16 protein-coding genes are annotated in these 17,579 nt (G+C 48.0%); all 16 read right to left on the reverse strand.

Annotation, left to right across the window (positions count from 1 at the left end):
- Positions 1–143: 143 nt before the first annotated feature.
- The 16 genes from FXO21_RS06775 to FXO21_RS06850 all read right to left on the reverse strand — a co-directional run bounded on the left by FXO21_RS06775 (position 144) and on the right by FXO21_RS06850 (position 17,576).
- Positions 144–1,646 (reverse strand): sugar ABC transporter ATP-binding protein, encoded by a 1,503-nt coding sequence (locus FXO21_RS06775; protein WP_149639385.1) that lies wholly within the window; start codon positions 1,644–1,646, stop codon positions 144–146.
- Positions 1,647–1,734: 88 nt separating this feature from the next.
- Positions 1,735–2,895, reverse strand: a complete 1,161-nt coding sequence (locus FXO21_RS06780) for a Gfo/Idh/MocA family protein (protein WP_149639386.1) — start codon at positions 2,893–2,895, stop codon at positions 1,735–1,737.
- Positions 2,896–3,025: 130 nt separating this feature from the next.
- A complete protein-coding gene (locus FXO21_RS06785; protein WP_149639387.1) occupies positions 3,026–4,066 on the reverse strand; it encodes a sugar phosphate isomerase/epimerase family protein in 1,041 nt (346 codons plus the stop codon).
- Between the two features lie 139 nt (positions 4,067–4,205).
- Positions 4,206–5,420 (reverse strand): hypothetical protein, encoded by a 1,215-nt coding sequence (locus FXO21_RS06790; protein ID WP_149639388.1) that lies wholly within the window; start codon positions 5,418–5,420, stop codon positions 4,206–4,208.
- 104 nt (positions 5,421–5,524) lie between these two features.
- Positions 5,525–6,607, reverse strand: coding sequence for an aldose 1-epimerase family protein (locus FXO21_RS06795; protein WP_149639389.1), 1,083 nt, complete (start codon positions 6,605–6,607; stop codon positions 5,525–5,527).
- 82 nt (positions 6,608–6,689) lie between these two features.
- The gene (locus FXO21_RS06800; protein WP_149639390.1) at positions 6,690–7,493 is read right to left on the reverse strand and encodes an alpha/beta fold hydrolase; all 804 of its coding nucleotides are present in this window, start codon (positions 7,491–7,493) and stop codon (positions 6,690–6,692) included.
- Between the two features lie 129 nt (positions 7,494–7,622).
- Complete coding sequence (locus FXO21_RS06805) at positions 7,623–8,450, reverse strand: sugar phosphate isomerase/epimerase family protein (protein WP_149639391.1); 828 nt, start codon at positions 8,448–8,450, stop codon at positions 7,623–7,625.
- Between the two features lie 33 nt (positions 8,451–8,483).
- Positions 8,484–9,521, reverse strand: a complete 1,038-nt coding sequence (locus FXO21_RS06810) for a ThuA domain-containing protein (RefSeq protein ID WP_149639392.1) — start codon at positions 9,519–9,521, stop codon at positions 8,484–8,486.
- Between the two features lie 131 nt (positions 9,522–9,652).
- On the reverse strand, positions 9,653–10,504 hold the full coding sequence (locus tag FXO21_RS06815; protein ID WP_149639393.1) for a sugar phosphate isomerase/epimerase family protein: 852 nt from the start codon (positions 10,502–10,504) through the stop codon (positions 9,653–9,655).
- A gap of 332 nt (positions 10,505–10,836) precedes the next feature.
- On the reverse strand, positions 10,837–11,571 hold the full coding sequence (locus FXO21_RS06820) for a 3-keto-disaccharide hydrolase (RefSeq protein WP_225865906.1): 735 nt from the start codon (positions 11,569–11,571) through the stop codon (positions 10,837–10,839).
- A 280-nt stretch (positions 11,572–11,851) separates the two neighbouring features.
- On the reverse strand, positions 11,852–12,409 hold the full coding sequence (locus FXO21_RS06825) for a fasciclin domain-containing protein (RefSeq protein WP_149639395.1): 558 nt from the start codon (positions 12,407–12,409) through the stop codon (positions 11,852–11,854).
- A gap of 110 nt (positions 12,410–12,519) precedes the next feature.
- Positions 12,520–13,665: a glycoside hydrolase family 130 protein gene (locus FXO21_RS06830; RefSeq protein WP_149639396.1), complete on the reverse strand. Its 1,146-nt coding sequence runs from the start codon at positions 13,663–13,665 to the stop codon at positions 12,520–12,522.
- 72 nt (positions 13,666–13,737) lie between these two features.
- Positions 13,738–14,340, reverse strand: coding sequence for a YceI family protein (locus tag FXO21_RS06835; protein ID WP_149643395.1), 603 nt, complete (start codon positions 14,338–14,340; stop codon positions 13,738–13,740).
- Positions 14,341–14,441: 101 nt separating this feature from the next.
- Positions 14,442–15,005 carry an RBBP9/YdeN family alpha/beta hydrolase gene (locus FXO21_RS06840; RefSeq protein WP_149639397.1) on the reverse strand — a complete coding sequence of 188 codons (564 nt, stop codon included), beginning with the start codon at positions 15,003–15,005 and terminating at the stop codon, positions 14,442–14,444.
- Between the two features lie 22 nt (positions 15,006–15,027).
- The gene (locus FXO21_RS06845) at positions 15,028–16,050 is read right to left on the reverse strand and encodes a formylglycine-generating enzyme family protein (protein ID WP_149643396.1); all 1,023 of its coding nucleotides are present in this window, start codon (positions 16,048–16,050) and stop codon (positions 15,028–15,030) included.
- 80 nt (positions 16,051–16,130) lie between these two features.
- The gene (locus tag FXO21_RS06850) at positions 16,131–17,576 is read right to left on the reverse strand and encodes a phytoene desaturase family protein (RefSeq protein ID WP_149639398.1); all 1,446 of its coding nucleotides are present in this window, start codon (positions 17,574–17,576) and stop codon (positions 16,131–16,133) included.
- Positions 17,577–17,579: the final 3 nt, after the last annotated feature.

The following is a 17,579-nucleotide window of genomic DNA, read 5'->3' on the forward strand; positions in this document are numbered from 1 at the left end:
AGTTGTGGCTGCTGGCTTTCGACATTGCTGTCTGTAAGATTATAGTTAAAATTTAGTTTCTATCCATGTTTAAATAACCAAACTTAGCCAAAAGCTAACAGCTAATAGCTAATAGCTAAAAGCCAATGGCCAACAGCCAACAGCTACCCCACCGCATATTTCATGATCAATTCCTGCGTTGCATCCTGCCTGGAAAGCATCGCAGTTTGTCTGCCTTTTGACAAGACAATGATCCGGTCGCTCATGCCTAATATCTCGGGTAGCTCCGAGGAAATCATGATGATCGCCATGCCTTTCTCAGCCAGGTTGCGAACGAGTTTATATATTTCAAATTTGGCTCCTACATCCACACCCCGCGTCGGCTCGTCCAGTATAATGAGTTTTGGCGATGCCAGTAACACTTTACCAATCACCACTTTCTGCTGATTTCCACCACTCAGATTTGTCACTTTCTGATTCATCCCCGAGGTTTTGATCCGCAGGTCGGCGATCATTTGCGCTGTGTCGGCTTCTTCACTTTTTGTATCGATAAAAATGCCTTTCCGGTGGCGCTTCATACTGGATAATGTAACATTATCTTTGACCGACATCTTCGGAATAAAACCCAGTCCTTTCCTATCTTCACTCACATATCCGATGCCATTTTTCAATGCTTTTAATGGAGAACTGATCTGCACGGTTTGACCCGAGATCCTGATCATTCCTTCATCTGATTTGTCCAAACCAAAAATTGCCCGGGCAATTTCTGTCCGTCCCGCACCCATTAATCCGGACAATCCCACAATTTCACCCGCGTGAACCGCAAAGCTGATATTGGAGAATTTCCCCTTTTTCCCTAAGTTTTCAACCGATAGAACTTCTTCTTTTATAGCTGTATTGCCTTCCGGAAACATCTGTCCTATTTCCCGCCCTACCATCATCGAAATCAGCGAGTTCTGATCCAATTCGGCCGCACTTCTGGTTCCAATGTATTTGCCATCCCGCAAAACGGTAACCGTATCCGAAATCCGGAAAATCTCGTCCATTTTGTGGGATATATAAATGATACTCACGTCTTGGGCTTTCAGGTCGCGGATCATTTTAAACAGCATTTCCACCTCTTTGTCGGAAATCGCAGACGTAGGCTCGTCCATGATAATCACCTTTGCATCATTGGAAATCGCCTTGGCAATCTCCACCAACTGCATTTGCGCTACGCTCAGGTGTTTCATTTTTATTTTGGGAGAAATAGCAACACCCAGCTGTTGCAGGATTACTTCCGACCTCCTGTTAATCTCATCGTCATTTAACCAGCCCGAAAGCCAGCTTTTCTGATTGGAAACTGCTTTTTCTCTGCCTAAAAAGATATTCTGAGCAACGGTCAGCTCAGGAATGATCAGTATTTCCTGATGGATCATGGAAATACCCTTTTTCAAAGTATCACCTACTTTTTGATCCGTCAGGTTATTGCCTTCAAAAACAATTTCACCTGAATCCGGCGCGAGCAGGCCGATCAGGATTTTCATAAATGTTGACTTACCCGCGCCATTTTCCCCCATCAATGCATGCACTTCCCCTCTCCGCAGATTAAAGCTGACATTGTCCAGCGCCTTAATACCCGAAAATGATTTGGAAAGCTGATTGACGGTGAGAATAAAATCCGGCATAAGTCGATTTGAGAAAGGCTTTAACCCCAACCTGAATACTCAGCAAGAGGTTAAAGCCCTTTTTTATTTTTTGGTCAAAATAATGGAGTTAACCTTCCCATTCTACGCCGGTATCCTTCCATGATTTAGAAGCTGCCGAATCAAGTACCGCTTCGCAAACTTTCTGTGTTTCGTAAGCATCCTTGAAAGTAGGCGAGCAAGGTTTACCAGTTTGCAGACTTTCGAAGAAATCGGCAGCCTGGTGGATGAACGAATGTTCATAACCAATGCTGGTTCCCGGGATCCACCAGCGCTTCATATAAGGCTGGTCGCTGTCTGTCACCAGGATCGATCTCCAACCGCGAACGATGGACTCGTCGCTATGGTCGAAATACTCCAAACGGTTCAGATCATGCAGGTCCCAGCGAATGGAAGCGTGCTCACCGTTGATTTCAAATGTATAGAGCGCCTTGTGGCCACGTGCATAACGCGTTGATTCAAAAAGGCCCAGCGAACCATTATCGAAGTGGCAATGGAAGATACAGGCATCGTCGATACCCACTTTCTTCTTCTCTCCGCTTCCTGAATGCACGCGTTCCTTGATGAAAGTTTCAGTAACCGCTGATACATCTTTAATACCTCCGTTAATCCACATCGCAGTGTCGATACAGTGCGCAAGCAAATCGCCCGTTACACCGGAACCGGCTGCATCCACGTCCAGACGCCAGGTTGCAGCACCTCCCTGCGGTACGTCCGGACTGATCGTCCAGTCTTGCAGGAAGTTGGCGCGGTAATGGAAAATGCGTCCCAACTTACCGGAATCAACGATTTGTTTGGCCAAAGTAACCGCCGGCACGCGGCGATAGTTGTACCATACCGTATTTTTTACACCTGCTTTTTCAATGGCTTCCACCATTGCCTTGGCTTCGTCCAATGTACGGGCAAGTGGTTTTTCGCAAAGGATCATTTTACCCGCAGCGGCGGCAGCCAGTGCTATTTCAGCATGGGTATCGTTGGGTGTACAAATATCGACTGCGTCAATATCATCACGCTCGATAATTCTTCTCCAATCCGTTTCGTAAGAAGCATAGCCCCATTGCTCTGCGAAGGCTTTCACTTTTTCTTCATTACGCGAGCAAACAGCCTGCAATACCGGGCGGTACTCCAGCTCCGGGAAGAAATCACCTATTCTTTTATATCCGTTAGAATGCGTACGCCCCATCAGCCCGCTTCCTATTAATGCTACTCTTATCTCTTTTTTAGCCATAATTTTATCTATCTTATTCCGTCGGCTGAAGCCGGCGGCAAGTGGATTTTTTTGTTGCCTTGAGTCGTTTGATGATTCCCAAAATCATTACCCGTCGACTTCAGTCGACGGAAAAGACACGCTGCAATGAGGATTAAACCTCCTGATACCAGCCGTGGGCTTTTCGTACATTGATCAATGCAGCGAGAATATCATTCCATGTCTGCTGATTGGTCATTACCTCGTTCGGGAACATACAACCGTCCCAGCAGATGTGGCGGAACGCTTTGGTTACATTGCCGTTTTCATCCCGCATCCAAAAACCTGCGTCCCGAACGATATCAAGCTTACCGTTAGGATCAGTCGCCAGACAGTGGCGGCCGGTTTTATCGTGAGAACCTGTTCCGTGTACCGTTCCATCGTTTTGTGCAACGTGGAAATCGAAAGTGTACGGGCGAAGCGCAGCGGTCATTTTTTTCAACCCTTCTTCCTGAGCAGCGCGGTCTCCCCATTGGAAATCTGCCGGCAGGATACGATCCTCGGGTGCATTGTAACCCAACAAATACAGGAAAGTATGCGACATATCGGCCTGGAAACCCATATTAGGACGATCAACGGCTTTCAGTGTTTCCAGCATAGTTTTCCAGCTATGCATACCACCCCAGCAGATTTCTCCCTCAGCAGCGAGCTTCTCACCAAAATCAGCAGCTATATCGCAGGCGCGGCGCCAGGTTTCAGCAATTTGTTTGGTATTACCCGTAGGATCAGCAGCCCACGCTTCCGGCGAGCAAGCCGAGTCAACGCGGATTACACCACCTTTGCGAACGCCCAGGTCACGCAGTTTTTTACCAAATTCACAAGCAATCCGTACCTGGTTGACAAACTCGTCGCGCGCTTCCTGCGTACCCATTGCAGAGCCGGCCCATACATTCGCAACGAGGCTCCCTACTTCCAGGCCAAGTGCGTTTAGTTTGGCTGCAAGCTTGGCGGGTCCGTCTTCCGTGTTCATATAAATGCCCACGTGCGGATCGAAAAGGCCGATATCGATACCATCGAACTTAACACCATCTACCTCAGCGGCAGCGGTGTGTTCCAGCATGGTATCAAAAGAAATAATAGGCTCAGAATCAGAACCTTTTCCAACAATCCCAGGCCAGGTGGCATTGTGGAGTTTGGGATAATTATTTTCAGGCATGGTTTAGTTGGTTTTGCTAATAGCTAACAGCTATTCGCGGTTAGCTATTAGCTTTTAGCTTATGTTTGAATTTGAAATTTTGATTACACAAAGAGAAAAACAAAAAGCTACGAGCTAACAGCTAATAGCCAACAGCTTCCTACAACACCAAATCCGGATTGCGCGGACCGAAGTGTTTCAGAATCACGATCGGGTCGGTTTTGGATGGGTTGCTGATCACAACACCTTCTGTTGCCGCTTTCTCGCTTACAAAAAACTCATCATTCGTCAATTGTCCGTAGCGGATCAATGCAGGCGTTTCAATATCCCATTCGCCGAATTTACCGTGACCCTGCATCACGATCATGCCGTAAGCTGCTGCATCTTTAATGGTCACAGTTTGTCCCGGGAGTACCGTCAGTTCCTTGGCGCTGTACGCCTCGTTTTTATAGCAAATCCAATTTTCACTATATCCTTCCTGCTCCATTTCGGCGACATTTTTTACCGGTTTGGGACGCATAAAATGCTTTTCCATCAGATTTGGATTCACGTTCAAATCCCAGTCGATCACTTCCATTAGCAGGTCATAATCGCCAATTCTGTCTTCAGGCGTTCCTTTCCAAAGCAACTCTTCCGGAATAACCGCCTCATTTACCAGCGACTGATACATCGCAAAAATATCCGATGCTTTCTGAGGCTCGTAAGTACATAAGCTGCCTGGCGCGTGTAACATGCCGGGAGGCACGTCCCAGCCTGTTCCAGGTTCCAGACGGAATGCCTGGGAGTAGTTGGTAATCTTGTTGTCACCCTTGGTGAAGTTCATCAAACACTCTTTGATCTGCTCTTTGGTCGTCCCCGGTGCGATGCCAATAAATGTGTATGGAAAATCACCACCATGATTATTCAGTTGAGGTGGGAAATAATAGGCTTCAGGCTTTCCATTCTGACCCACCATGGCAGCGTGCTCATCGCGGTGGTGAATATGGTGCGGAAGCGGACCCATATTGTCAAAGAACTTGGAGTACATAGGCCAGCTTTTGTACTGATCCCAAAGCCTGTCGCCAATAATCTGACCTTTCAGTTCTTCTACCGCATCCCGCAATGTCACTTTTTGAACTCCAGACGCATCTTCAAAAACGATTTGGCTTAAACCTTCATTTTCGCCTGTGAGCGGCCCGTTTTCCGCAGGGGTAGTCGACGACAGCCAGCGTTCGTCAATTCCACCTCTTTCTCCACCCAGTACATAATAATCGTCCGGGTGCAATTTGATCCTGCGGCCGGGAACGCAAAACGAGCGCGGCACCCAGGTAGGCGCCAGACGCAATATTCCTTTTCCCTGCTCTAATGCCTTTTCAGCTATACTTGAAAGTCCCATTGTATTGTATTAAAAATTGGTTTTAGGTACAGATATTACAGCGCTCTGCGCTTTTTTACGATAAAGTTTGCTTGTGTACAGATATTACAGCGCTCTGCGCTTTTTTACGATATATTCACTTGCAGTACGAATTCGTCAATCGCTTCTTTTTCTGTCAAGACGTTCAGTTCGAGTTCGTACAATTTTGTCTCTTCCGGCCCGATAAAGATCAATGTCCCGTCCTCCCTGGCCTTCGCTTGCCCCGATAATGGATGCGTACTTGGTTCCACGCCGGTAACATATTCTCCCTTTCCCCAATGCTGCCAGTTCGCCATCCAGGGCAACTGCTCTTTTTTCCATTTCAGTGAGACAGCCAGGCCGAGCTTTTCATTGTGCAGACCGCAAATGCTATCACCAAAAATATCGGCTTCCACATCTATCAATGCCACTTCTTCGCCGCTTCCCAGGTGTTCTCCGAGCGGTGCCGGGCACTTTTTAAATGCATTTCCTTCTTTAAATATCTTCGCATTCTCCTCTCCGTGACGTGGCTGCCATTTCCCATTCCAGAGAATATCGGTTCCCTCGTCAGCCAGCGGCCAGCCGAAATTGAAATGATACAGCAACATATGTGGCGCAGGGGTATTTGCCCTGTTTGTGACTTCGTCTTTAATACGGATTCCAGGCTTTCCTAATGTTGCTGAAATTGTTCTTTTCAGTTCGAAATTCGGCCCAAACGGTTTCGATTCGCGGATAATACCCGTAATACTCATTTCCAGATCGTCCTTCCGCAAGTCCGGCTGCTTGATCGAGATGATTTCCGCCGGCGAATTGCTGATCAATCCGTGCAAGCCACGTTCGCCATATTGGTCCGACTCCGGCCCGCCGGCGTGTGAAAGTCCGCAGGTGGTCAGTAAGCCGCCTCCGAATGTGCGTAGCCAGTCGATCCCTTTGTCGGAAAACGGCTGCGGATAAGTAATGCCGCCGTGGCTCAGCCAGGCCAGACTATGCTGGTTATAAAATGCCTCTGCAATATCCATTGCACGATCCAGAACGATCTTGTAGCGCAAGCCGGCGCCGGTATTCAACCAGGCAATCCGGGTACCTCTGCCGGCTCCATTGTCAAGTACGGAAGTTTCTATCCCACCCACCTGCAAATGATTGGATACTTTATCTTTCCAGTCCTGCTTGATCGACTCAGCACTTTTCATTTATTTCTGTTATCTGATTTAATATATATGAAAGGCAGAAAAGCCTGTTTTTTAATGTTGTTTTCAAAGCTTTGTCGCCTCATTACAGCTTTTTGAGCCAATCCCTTACCCTGCCATTGAAATCCTCCGTATTTTCAAAATGGAATGCGTGACCCAGTTTTTCGTATAAAAACAACTCTGCACCCGGAATGCCGCCTGCTACTTCTTCGGCCATCCAGACAGGTGTGAAGATATCTTCCCGGCCGCCGATTACCAGTGTCGGTTTGTTGATTTTGTTCAAATCAGGCAATGCATTGTGATTGATACAAGCCGCAGCCTGACCTTCCAATCCATGCAGTGGTTGCGGAAACGCTCCATAAGCGTCCTGCTCCCTTCCCTGCGCCAGATCAGCGTGCTTTTCAGCATTGCCCCAGGAGGATTTCGAAAAAATGAGCAACTGGATATATAAACTAAACTCTTCCGGCCTGAACCTCGCTTTACAATTCATGATGTGCTGAAAAAGCGACTTCGCATAATTATCACAACGCGCCCAGGGACACATTAAAACCAGGGATTTAACCTTGTCAGGATGCCTGATCGCAAGTTGCTGCGCGATTGTACTCCCCATTGAACAGCCTACCACGTGTACATGCTCCAATCCGAGAGAATCCAGCAACCCGGCATAATCATCCGCCATTTGTTCTGATGAATAAGGCCCGGCGGGTTTATCCGTCAGCCCAACCCCGCGATTATCCCCGATAATACACCTGAATTGATGCTTCCAATCCGCCACGTGCACATTCCACACAGCACCAGGCGCGGTAATACCCATAATCAGCAAAAGAGGCTCACCCGATCCGCGTTCTTCGTAGTAGAAATTGATTCCGTTGGTTTTGATGGTGGGCATTTTTGTGGGATGCTAGTTAGCTACAAGCTTTAGGCTTTAAGCTGTATGCTTTTTTAAGATTGAGATAACAAGTTGATATTCTGGCAGGAAAGGCATAAAGCTTAAAGCCTATTGCCTACGGCTGTAAGCTCACCCCAACCCCGGAACCAGCTTTTCCTGTATCCAGCTTCCATCGTGCAGGGTCACGTAGTCCGGGTCGTCGAGGGCTTCGGCTCCTTCGTCTTCACAAATGATCCAGCCGCTGTAATCGATATCCTTTAACCATTGCGTTATTTCCAAAAGATTCACTTTTCCATTGCCCATCAATGCAAACTCCGGCGCGCCGTCCCAATCCTTGTAATGCACGTGGTTGATCAGTGACTGGTATTCCTTCATTTTCGCCAGCGGGTCCATGCCGCCGTTGATAATGTGGCCCACATCGGGTGTCCAGCCCGTCACCGAAATATCCAGTGATTCCAACACCGTTTTATAATCCTCTTCGGTGCGGATAATGGAGGTATGCGGTGAGTTTGGGTGAAAGCTGCAGGGAACTCCTTTTTCGGCCGCCCTTCTAGAAACCGTATTGACTATATTCACCAGGTTTGCCTGACGATCAGCGAGATTGTGCCTGCCAGTCGGAATCTGTACAGTATTGAGCATAGCGCCGGGGAAACGCTGCAATACCCTGATCGCGTGATCAGCTACTTCGCGCTCGTGGGCAGTTTCCTCAGTCCCGTTCCAGTCCAATGCCAGTGCCAATGCAGCCAGCTCGATTCCCTGTTCCTTAAGTTTCGCTTCCAGCAAATCCGGGTCAACCAATTCACCCATCCAGGTAAAAATGGGCTGGATACCACTGAAACCCGCCCTGGCAATCACCTCGATCATATGCCCCAGCCGGCCTTCGTGCGTTTTGCCGTTGCCGCTCATAAACCAGGTATATACCTCAGAACCAAAACGAAATGGAAGTTGTACTGACATTATTTTTAAATATTGTTGATCAAAAACATAAACTTAATTGGCCTTCTTTTTCAAAATCTCTCCCGGCATGATCAGCGAATCAAAACCAGCCAGATCCGCGGGTTTTACATTCGCCTTATAACCGCTGAAATTAAAAGTAGTGGGCTTGTAAGGCCCTACGAAGGCCATATCGTTGCCGGCCTTAATTGATTTTTCCATTCCCAGCCCCCAGAACATAGCATTCATCGCCATTCTGCGGAAGCCTTCGTTCAATATATCCTCGGATGCACCGTGCGTTGTTGTGAAAGACCGCCCTTTTTTTCCTCCTTCCACCTGATATTCCTTGATCCAGGCTACCGGCAGCAATTCTTTGGTCGGATCAGGCGCAGAGGTCGCAGTCATTCCGTTCAAAACCTGCCCCCGCGCAAGTATAGTACCTTTCGGCTCAGCCGTGTAGCCGCCCGATTGTACCCACATATCCTTCACGCCGGTCATTATAGGATGCCCGGCCTGTGATTTTTCAATGATGATTTTGGAAGATTGCTTATGGTTGGTACCGTAGTGAGAAACCCAGGTTTCACCAAGCACAACTTCACCGAAACCGTCTTTCCATGCCGCTTTATCGCCTTTATAGTTCCAGGTGTAATGCGCCCACTTAGGGTCATTTTTGATTTCAAATGCATGGGTAGAAGTCCGGAATGCTACAATGGGGCCGCCGCGTTTGATGTAGTCGTCAATATGCTGCATTTCTTTATCTTCAAAATGAGCGAAACGCATGAACATCACCAGCAGGTCGGCTTTGTCTAATGCTTCCAGTCCTTTAAGGTTAGAGCCGCCTGGCAGGATATTACCCGCATCATCCAGTGCCCAGATTACCGTACAGGTAAAGCCATACTTTTTAGCCAGTATCCGCGCGAACGCCGGAAGTGACTCTTCTCCCCGATATTCATGGTCGGTCGCGACAAAAACAATGTTCTTCCCAACGCCCGGGCCCTTATCCCCTTTGTAAACTACTTTGTATTTGTCATTTTCGCCCTGGCCAGAGGCTGGAGTAAATAATGTAAGTGTCAGTAGGAAGATAATGTATTTCATGCGGTTGTTAGCTTTTGGCGATTAGCTGTTGGCTATTTTGAAAATAGTGTAAAATTCTTTTGTAGTATCCGAAATTAGTCTCCCCAAGAGGCATAAAGCTATAAGCTAATGGCTAACAGCTATTAGCCATCTCACAACCCATGCTTCAGCCCCATTTCCCGGATAAACTTGTAGCCATTCTCGGCAATATCCCAGGGATCATTAAACTCCCGCCAGACGCCGATTGCATTAGCAAAGCCGGGGTCGTTTCTTGAGAAAGCTTCGATCGTGAGCCAGCCCTGGTAGTTAATGGCAGCTAACCCTGCAAAGGCATCGTCCCACAAAACCTGTCCGCTTCCCGGCGTGCCCCGGTCATTTTCGCTGATGTGGACGTGGGCTAATACCGGCGCGATGGTTTGCAGCGCAGCACCATACTTTTTTTCCTCGATATTGGAATGATGGGTATCGAACATCGCGCGGACGTTCGGGTGATTGGCAGCTGTTACAAGCTTGTGAAGCTGCTCCATCGTATTGCAGAGATAGCATTCAAAACGGTTGAGCGCCTCCAGTGCAAAAGTGATATTGGCTTGCGCCGCATAATCCGCAGCTGCATTCAAAACTTCGCCGGCCAGTGCATATTCGCGGTCCTCCGCAGGGCGGTTTACAAAAATGGTATGAGCCGAATGAAAAGGCCCGCAAATGATTTTCGAGTTCAGTTCATGAGCCCTGTCAACCGCCCATTTGATTTTATCCAGTGCTTTCTGGCGAACATCGACAGATTCGCTGACCGGGTTCTCGTCTGCGCCCAAAGTCATTACCGACGTTGTTTCAAGTCCAAGGTCTTTGGTATAGTCACCCATTCGCTTGTAGGCGGCACTTTCCTGCGGGCCAAGATAAAACTCGACGCCGTTGTAACCTATTCCTTTCAGCCTGTCAATGATCGGAAACAAATCATCCGAAACCGATGCCGTCCACGCGAGGACGTTAAATCCTATTTTGTTCATTGTAAATGCTTTATGCGATAGGCTGTAAGCTGTAAGCAATTAGCTTTTGGCTTTTAGCTTTTGGCTTTTGGCTTTTGGCTTTTGGCTTTTGGCTTTTGGCTTTTGGCTTTTGGCTTTTGGCTTTTGGCTTTTGGCTCTAAGCGCTTCGCTTTAAGTTTTATACTCAATTTAAATTATGGACTACTGAGGGTCAACCATAACCCGCATCCCAACATCCATCCACTTCCTCTCTACGCAGGCCGCCCTTTCGTCCCTTTCCTCCCTCCTCCTTTCCTCCAACAGCTAACAGCTAACAGCTAACAGCCAAAAGCCAATAGCTAACAGCTAAAAGCCTACTGCTTAATCCTCAAATCCTTAAACTCAACTTTCATCGGCGGACCTACGTGCACCTGCATACCCAGATAGCCTTTTTTACGACCATTATAGGTATCGTTATCAATCACCTCGCTCATCAGCACATCGTTGATATAATGCTGTAACCGGTTGCCTTTAATCACCAGGTGGAAGGTGTTCCAGTCTTCGCTTTTGATCAATGTTTTGAGGGAATCGGAAGAGCCGAGTGAGCCGGTTACTTCGAAGCCTTTCCAGGCATTGGCTTTTATATTGCCGCGAACACCTTCGGGCGTTTTATCACCTGTGTATTCGTTGATAACCGTTTTTTGTCCGCGATAGGCGAGTGTCGTGCGGCGGCGCTCTTCATAATTCTGGCCGGTGTAAGTCCTTTTTCCGTCAATATCTGCCTGGTAACCTCTTAGTGCATTCGGCACATCCTCTACTATTTCGCTCCGGTACTGAATGCCCGAATTACCGCTTTGCTGGATCTTAAATGAACCTTTCAGTTCAAAATCCGCTGGCTGACCACCTTGCCATACAATGAAAGAATTGTTCTTTAGAAGGGTTTCCGGGGTAATTTCACCTACAAGATTCCCATTTTCCACCCGCCAGTATTTTGCATCATACTCCCAACCTTTCAGGGATTTTCCATCAAAAATAGAGACAAACCCTTTTTCCTTTTTTTGCGCTACCGTAGTAGCCTGGCTTGCGATGATCAGCAGAATAGCCAGCATAAAGCCGACTTTGATAAATCTGGAATTCATTTGAATGGTCTTTATAGGTTTAGTGACTTCTGTAACTTTCCTTTCCCTTACAAGATGGCAGTTTTAAAAGTGAATACTCTTAAAAAAGCAGAAAATTATATCCAAAAATTCCTAAAATTATCCGACCGACTATCCTGTACTAACCTGCTTTCGTGAATACGATCTCCGCCAATGCGCACAAAAAAACGGGAAGACCTAAGTCCTCCCGTTGCCTCAACAACCCAACTACACAACCATCTTCACCTTGTTGTCAAGGCATTAGCACTTTGTCAATCACGTGGATTACACCATTTGACTGAAATACATCAGCCGTGGTAACTTTTGCCATGTTCCCTTTCGCATCCGTCACGATCACATCTTTCCCATTCATCGAAAATGTAAGTTCAGCGCCCTGAGCGGTTTTCGCCATTGCCTTGCCGCCGCCGTCCTTGATCATTTTCATAACCGACTTGGCATCCACTTTGCCCGGAACCACATGATACGTAAGTACGGAGGTAAGCATAGCCTTGTTCTCCGGCTTCAGCAGGTTATCAACCGTTCCTGCCGGAAGTGCCTCGAACGCAGCATTTACGGGTGCGAAAACCGTGAACGGACCAGTGCCTGACAATGTTTCTACCAACCCGGCCGCTTTTACTGCCGCTACGAGCGTAGTGTGGTCTTTGGAGTTAACCGCATTTTCAATGATGTTTTTGGAAGGATACATTTCAGCGCCTCCAACCATTACCGTTTTTTCCTTTTGAGCAAAAGCAGAAACAGTTGTAAACATCGCCGCAAGCAGCAGCCCCATCATCTTTGTTGACCTTTTCATAATAAGAAATCTAGTTTAGTTGATTTCCCCTATGTACGCCAGCAAGTTTCCGATCGATCGAACCGCTCGAATAATAAGTCTCTCAGTATCTAAATGAGCAATAGCCCGGCTTAAGGAAGCGGATCGCCGGGCGTTTTCTTCGCAGGATCATAAATAGCTACTCCTACCCTTGAATCAGCGCAGCCATAATACAGGAACCATTTCTTTTTGTAGTAAACCATTCCTTCTATAAAAACCGTCCCGGCTACATACTGACCACTTTTTTCAAAGGCTTCCATCGGGCGAAAAAACGGTTTATCAAGCCTGGCCAGCACCTTGGAGGGATCATTCTTGTCGAAAAGGACCTGGCCCGCACAGTAGCTGTTTGGCGTAAATTGCTTGTCGCCATCTTCGCCTTTATCGTTTTTACCATTATAAAGGAGCACAATTCCTTTGTCGGTCAAAATCGCCGGTGGGCCGCATTCTGTGAGATTACTGTCAAAATACCCTTTGCGCGGCGATATCAGGTTGACAAGGTTCTGATTGTTATCCACCACAGGTTCCCAGTTGATCAGGTCGGTCGATGTAGCTACGTTCACATTTGCTTCTCCAAAATAAAGCCAGTATTTGCCGTTGATCTTCGCAATCACCTGCTTGTCGCCTGCCAGCTTAGTCACGATCGAACCCGATTTGGTCCAGATCTCATTAAACTTTCCGTTGAATGCTTTTTTAAATACCGGCCCGTGCTTCTCCCATTTGATCAGATCGCGGGAAGTAGCCACGCCGATCCGTGCCTTATCCTGGTTCCATTGTGTGTAAAAAACGACGTACAGCCCGTCTTCGGTCACTGCAACGCGCGGATCTTCGCAGCCGCCCGGCCATTCTACCGCCTTCTGGCTGTCTTCTGCCGGAAACAGTACCGGCTCTTTCCGCCTTTGGAATGTGATCCCGTCCTCACTTTCCGCATATCCGAGCCTGGAAGTTCGCTTACCGATCGCCTTGCCTGCCTTGTCTTCGGCGCGGTAGAGCACCACAATCTTGCCGTCTTTAATTGCCGCAGCCGGGTTGAACGTGTCATTAGATTCCCAGTCGATCTGCTTCTTGTTCATCGGACAAAAAAACGTGGAAGTACTGTCAGGGGAAATGACGGGATTTACGCCGGCGGGACGCTCAAATCCGCCTAAGGTCCAGTCAGGCAGTTTATTTTCAGTTTGCGCAAATGCTTCTCCCATGAAAAGCGAGGCGCATAGCAGCAGGCCGGTAATCGATTTGTTCATAGGTCTAAAAGTTAAAAATCCGGTCTGAAATATTCAAACCGGATTTTCTATTTCAAAGAAAAACTGCAACTATTATTTGTTGGCAACCAGATTCACATCCAAAGTAAAATCGTTGTCGATCGCCTTGTCACCCAAATTTTCGAAGAAATTGGAAGAGCGGAATTTGATATCATACTTCGTCCGATCGATCGTTACCTTCGCGGTAGCAGACACTTTTTGCGCGTCAGCTTTTACAGTTGCCGGAAACTTCACATCCTGCGTAATGCCTTTAATCGTCAGCTTTCCTGCCACATCATAAGCATTGCCGCCTTTTGGAGTAACCGAAGAGATCACCAGTTTAGCCTGCGGGTGCTTTTCTACCGAAAAGAAATCGTCGCTTTTGAGGTGACCAGTGAGTTTTCCGTTCATTTCCTTATCTGTAACATCAGTTACAACCAGATTTTTAATATCTGCCACAAAACTTCCTCCTTTTAGCTTATCGCCGTCGACAATGAGGCTTCCGCTTTCCAGCGGTACGGTACCTGCATGCGTTCCCGTTACTTTTTTAGCTCCCCAGGTTACACTGCTTGCTTTGGTGTCCACCTTCAATGTTTTGTCTGCGGCCTTCGTCTTGCCCGGCCCGTCGGCAATAGCTGCTACATTGAATAGCAAGCCTGCCATTGCGAAAAGAAACATCTTTTTCATAATTGCTCCATCGTTTAAAGTGTAGAAAGATTTTTTTGTAATATAAAAAGATATAGTGAAAATACGCAGGTATTCATTTAAATGCGAAACCGTTAATAGCTCGTTTTGTAGTCGGTTAATACATTTTGCCCGGCTAATTTTTGCAGAATTTCCTTTCCCTCTGCCCAGTCGCCCAGCCCTGATACTGCATTGATATGCCCTTTTTTACCCAAATTAATAAATTCACTCCCCCAGCTTTCCGCAAACGACTCCGACCGCCCGATTGTTGCGTACATATCGTTGGTACTGGCAACTACAATGCTTGGAAAACGATATTTGATCGTTGGAATGGGTGTAAAGCCGACCACAAAATTCAGCCTTTTTGATAAATCGGCGTCCGCTGGTGCCACTAGTAACGCTCCTTTCACATTTTCGGACACATGTTCGCGTGCCCAATGTGCAACGGTAATGCAGCCAAGACTATGTGCTACCAAAATCGTGGGACCACTTAGCTCACTGATCTGCTTTTGCAGCTGCGCTACCCAGTCGTTTTTTACAGGCCAGTCCCAGTTCTCCTGCCTGACACGACTGAAAAGCTGCGGATGCTGCTCTTCCCAGATGGTTTGCCAATGTTGAGGGCCGGAGCTCGCCAGGCCCGGAATGTTCATAAAATGCATTTCAATGTTTTTGTCTATCCTGTTATTTATTCATCACACAGCGAAAACCCAGGTTGTTACTTCCGCTCGTCACTTCACCCTTCCCGCGGCTACCCGCTTTATAGCGAATACAATAGTCGTCGCTGCAAAGAAAAGAACCTCCGCGCTGTACGCGTTTGACGGCTCCCGGTTCATCGGGATCAAAGCTGTCGTTCGGGCCTTTCGGATTGTTTTTCGGGCTTTTCTGATAATAATCCGGCCGGTAAAGATCTTCGCACCATTCCCACACATTTCCATCCATATCATATAATCCGTAGCCGTTTGCAGGAAATGTCCGCACGGGAGCGGCTGTCAGGTAACCATCTTCCTGGGTATTCTTATCAGGAAAACTGCCCTGGTAAATATTGGCAACCCATTTATTGCCGGGTTTCAGTTCATCGCCCCAGTAATAGGTATGATTCCCTTTTCCTCCCTGGGCAGCATATTCCCACTCAGCCTCGGTAGGCAGGCGTTTTCCGGCCCACTTTGCATAAGCTGCCGCATCTTCGTACGATACATGCGTAACCGGAAAATTCTCCCGCCCCTTTATCGCGCTTTGCGGTCCTTCGGGATGCGCCCAACTTGCGCCTGGCACGTAATTCCACCATTGGAGAGGATTATCCAGGCTTACCCGCGTGGCAGTAGGGGTAAAAACGGCTGAACCGGGAACAAGCTTGTCGGCCGGCACACCCGGATAGTCTGCCGGGTTTAGCGGGCGCTCGGCAACGGTTTTATAGTTCGTCGCTTTTACGAATGCCGCAAACTCCGCATTGGTAACTTCATGCGCGTCCATATAAAACCCGTCGACGGTCACTTCATGCATAGGCCGGGAATCCGGAAATTCGTCGGCCCCCATCAGAAACTTGCCCCCTTTTATCCAAACCATTCCGGAGGTATCGCCTTTGCCCGCCGAAATCTGTACCGCGCTCGCAATCGCGGCGGCGCGGGACGGAATACCTTCGGAGATGCACATTGCCAAACTATCCGCTTTTCGCTCTTCGGCAGTCTGCTTATTGCCGCAGCCCATCGTGATAAATGCAATTGCAGCAGTGAATGCACAGGTTTCCAAAAATTCACTTTCAAATAATTTCATACCAATTCAAAAAATTATACACTAAAAGGGACCGCAATTTTAAAAATGTCTTTCAAAGCCTGTCGCGCCGCATGATATCCGCACATGCCGTGTACTCCGCCGCCCGGAGGTGTGGAAGAGGAGCAGATATAAATATGGGATGCGGAAGTCCGGTAAGGTGAAACGCTCAGAACAGGTCGTGAATACAACTGAAAAATATCCTGTACCCCGCCATTGATATCTCCTCCGATATAGTTCGGATTATAGCTTTCTATCAAAGCAGGCCCCATTACATGCTTCCCCCTGATCAACTCCTTGAAACCGGGCGCCACCAGTTCGATCTGATTTTCAATCGCCGCTGTCATATCTTTCCCGGATCCATTCGGAACGTGACAATATGCCCAAACCGTATGCTTTCCTTCCGGCGCCCTTGTAGCGTCGAACCTGCTTTGCTGTGACAGCAGTACAAAAGGTTTATCCGAATCTACATTTCTGGAAATACCGCTTTCATATTCGGCAATATCTTCAAATGTATTCCCCAAATGTACTGTTCCGGCGTTTCTGCAAGCGTCTGCTGTGAATGGAATCGCTGCATCCAATGCCCAATCTACTTTGAAAACACCTGCACCGTAGCGGTAGTTATTAAGGCGTTTACGATAGGAGGCACTTAACTCATCCCCGGCAATGCGCGCCAGCTGCTTTGGGGTTACATCCATCAAAACCACCCTGGATCCGGGAAGTTCTTTCAGTGAATCCACCAGAAAACCGGTTTGGATTTCTCCTCCGAGCGATACAAAATAGTCGGAAAGTGTATTGGCAATAGCCTGACTCCCGCCTTTCGGTATCGGCCAGCCGTACATATGCGCGGCCGCCAGGAGTATAATACCAAATGCCGATGTAGCTACATTTTCAAGCGGCTGTATTGCGTGAGCTGCCATGCCCGCCCACAACCCTCTTGCACCTTTGGTCTTAAACCTGTTGGCCGACCAGGTGGCAGATGGCAGCGCCTTCAAACCAAATTTCGCCAATGCAACGGGATGCGCGGGAAAAGAAAACGGCCCGAGCAGGCTGGGCAGCAGCGTGGGTAAATCTTCCAGCAAAGGCCCCATAAAGTCGAGATAGGCTTGCTGGTCATCGCCCAGTCCGCGCGCGGTTTCTTCGAAAGATCGATGCAATACCGCCGCCGATCCGTCCTCAAACGCGTGCGCGGCAGCCAATGTGGGCTGAATGAATTCCAGACCGAAATCTTGCAGCGGTATACTTTGAAAAAACGGAGACATCAAGGCCATCGGATGAACAGCTGAGCATACATCGTGCAGGTATCCCGGCAGGGTAAGTTCCGCGGAACGCATACCTCCGCCCACCGTGTCCTTTCCTTCCACGATCAGGACCGACAGCCCCTGACGCTGCAACGTAATTCCCGCAGCCAGTCCATTCGGGCCCGAGCCTACTACGATCGCATCATATTGTGTTCGAGCCACGTT

The sequence above is a fragment of the Dyadobacter sp. UC 10 genome, from assembly GCF_008369915.1.
Taxonomy (GTDB): Bacteria; Bacteroidota; Bacteroidia; order Cytophagales; family Spirosomataceae; genus Dyadobacter.

What these genes read in the sequence shown, in the direction of transcription:
- FXO21_RS06775 (WP_149639385.1), bottom strand. Translation starts at nt 1,646, where the DNA reads ATGCCGGATTTTATTCTCACCGTCAATCAGCTTTCCAAATCATTTTCG.
- FXO21_RS06785 (WP_149639387.1), bottom strand. Translation starts at nt 4,066, where the DNA reads ATGCCTGAAAATAATTATCCCAAACTCCACAATGCCACCTGGCCTGGG.
- FXO21_RS06790 (WP_149639388.1), bottom strand. Translation starts at nt 5,420, where the DNA reads ATGGGACTTTCAAGTATAGCTGAAAAGGCATTAGAGCAGGGAAAAGGA.
- FXO21_RS06795 (WP_149639389.1), bottom strand. Translation starts at nt 6,607, where the DNA reads ATGAAAAGTGCTGAGTCGATCAAGCAGGACTGGAAAGATAAAGTATCC.
- FXO21_RS06800 (WP_149639390.1), bottom strand. Translation starts at nt 7,493, where the DNA reads ATGCCCACCATCAAAACCAACGGAATCAATTTCTACTACGAAGAACGC.
- FXO21_RS06805 (WP_149639391.1), bottom strand. Translation starts at nt 8,450, where the DNA reads ATGTCAGTACAACTTCCATTTCGTTTTGGTTCTGAGGTATATACCTGG.
- FXO21_RS06810 (WP_149639392.1), bottom strand. Translation starts at nt 9,521, where the DNA reads ATGAAATACATTATCTTCCTACTGACACTTACATTATTTACTCCAGCC.
- FXO21_RS06815 (WP_149639393.1), bottom strand. Translation starts at nt 10,504, where the DNA reads ATGAACAAAATAGGATTTAACGTCCTCGCGTGGACGGCATCGGTTTCG.
- FXO21_RS06820 (WP_225865906.1), bottom strand. Translation starts at nt 11,571, where the DNA reads ATGCTGGCTATTCTGCTGATCATCGCAAGCCAGGCTACTACGGTAGCG.
- FXO21_RS06825 (WP_149639395.1), bottom strand. Translation starts at nt 12,409, where the DNA reads ATGAAAAGGTCAACAAAGATGATGGGGCTGCTGCTTGCGGCGATGTTT.
- FXO21_RS06830 (WP_149639396.1), bottom strand. Translation starts at nt 13,665, where the DNA reads ATGAACAAATCGATTACCGGCCTGCTGCTATGCGCCTCGCTTTTCATG.
- FXO21_RS06835 (WP_149643395.1), bottom strand. Translation starts at nt 14,340, where the DNA reads ATGTTTCTTTTCGCAATGGCAGGCTTGCTATTCAATGTAGCAGCTATT.
- FXO21_RS06840 (WP_149639397.1), bottom strand. Translation starts at nt 15,005, where the DNA reads ATGCATTTTATGAACATTCCGGGCCTGGCGAGCTCCGGCCCTCAACAT.
- FXO21_RS06845 (WP_149643396.1), bottom strand. Translation starts at nt 16,050, where the DNA reads ATGGGCTGCGGCAATAAGCAGACTGCCGAAGAGCGAAAAGCGGATAGT.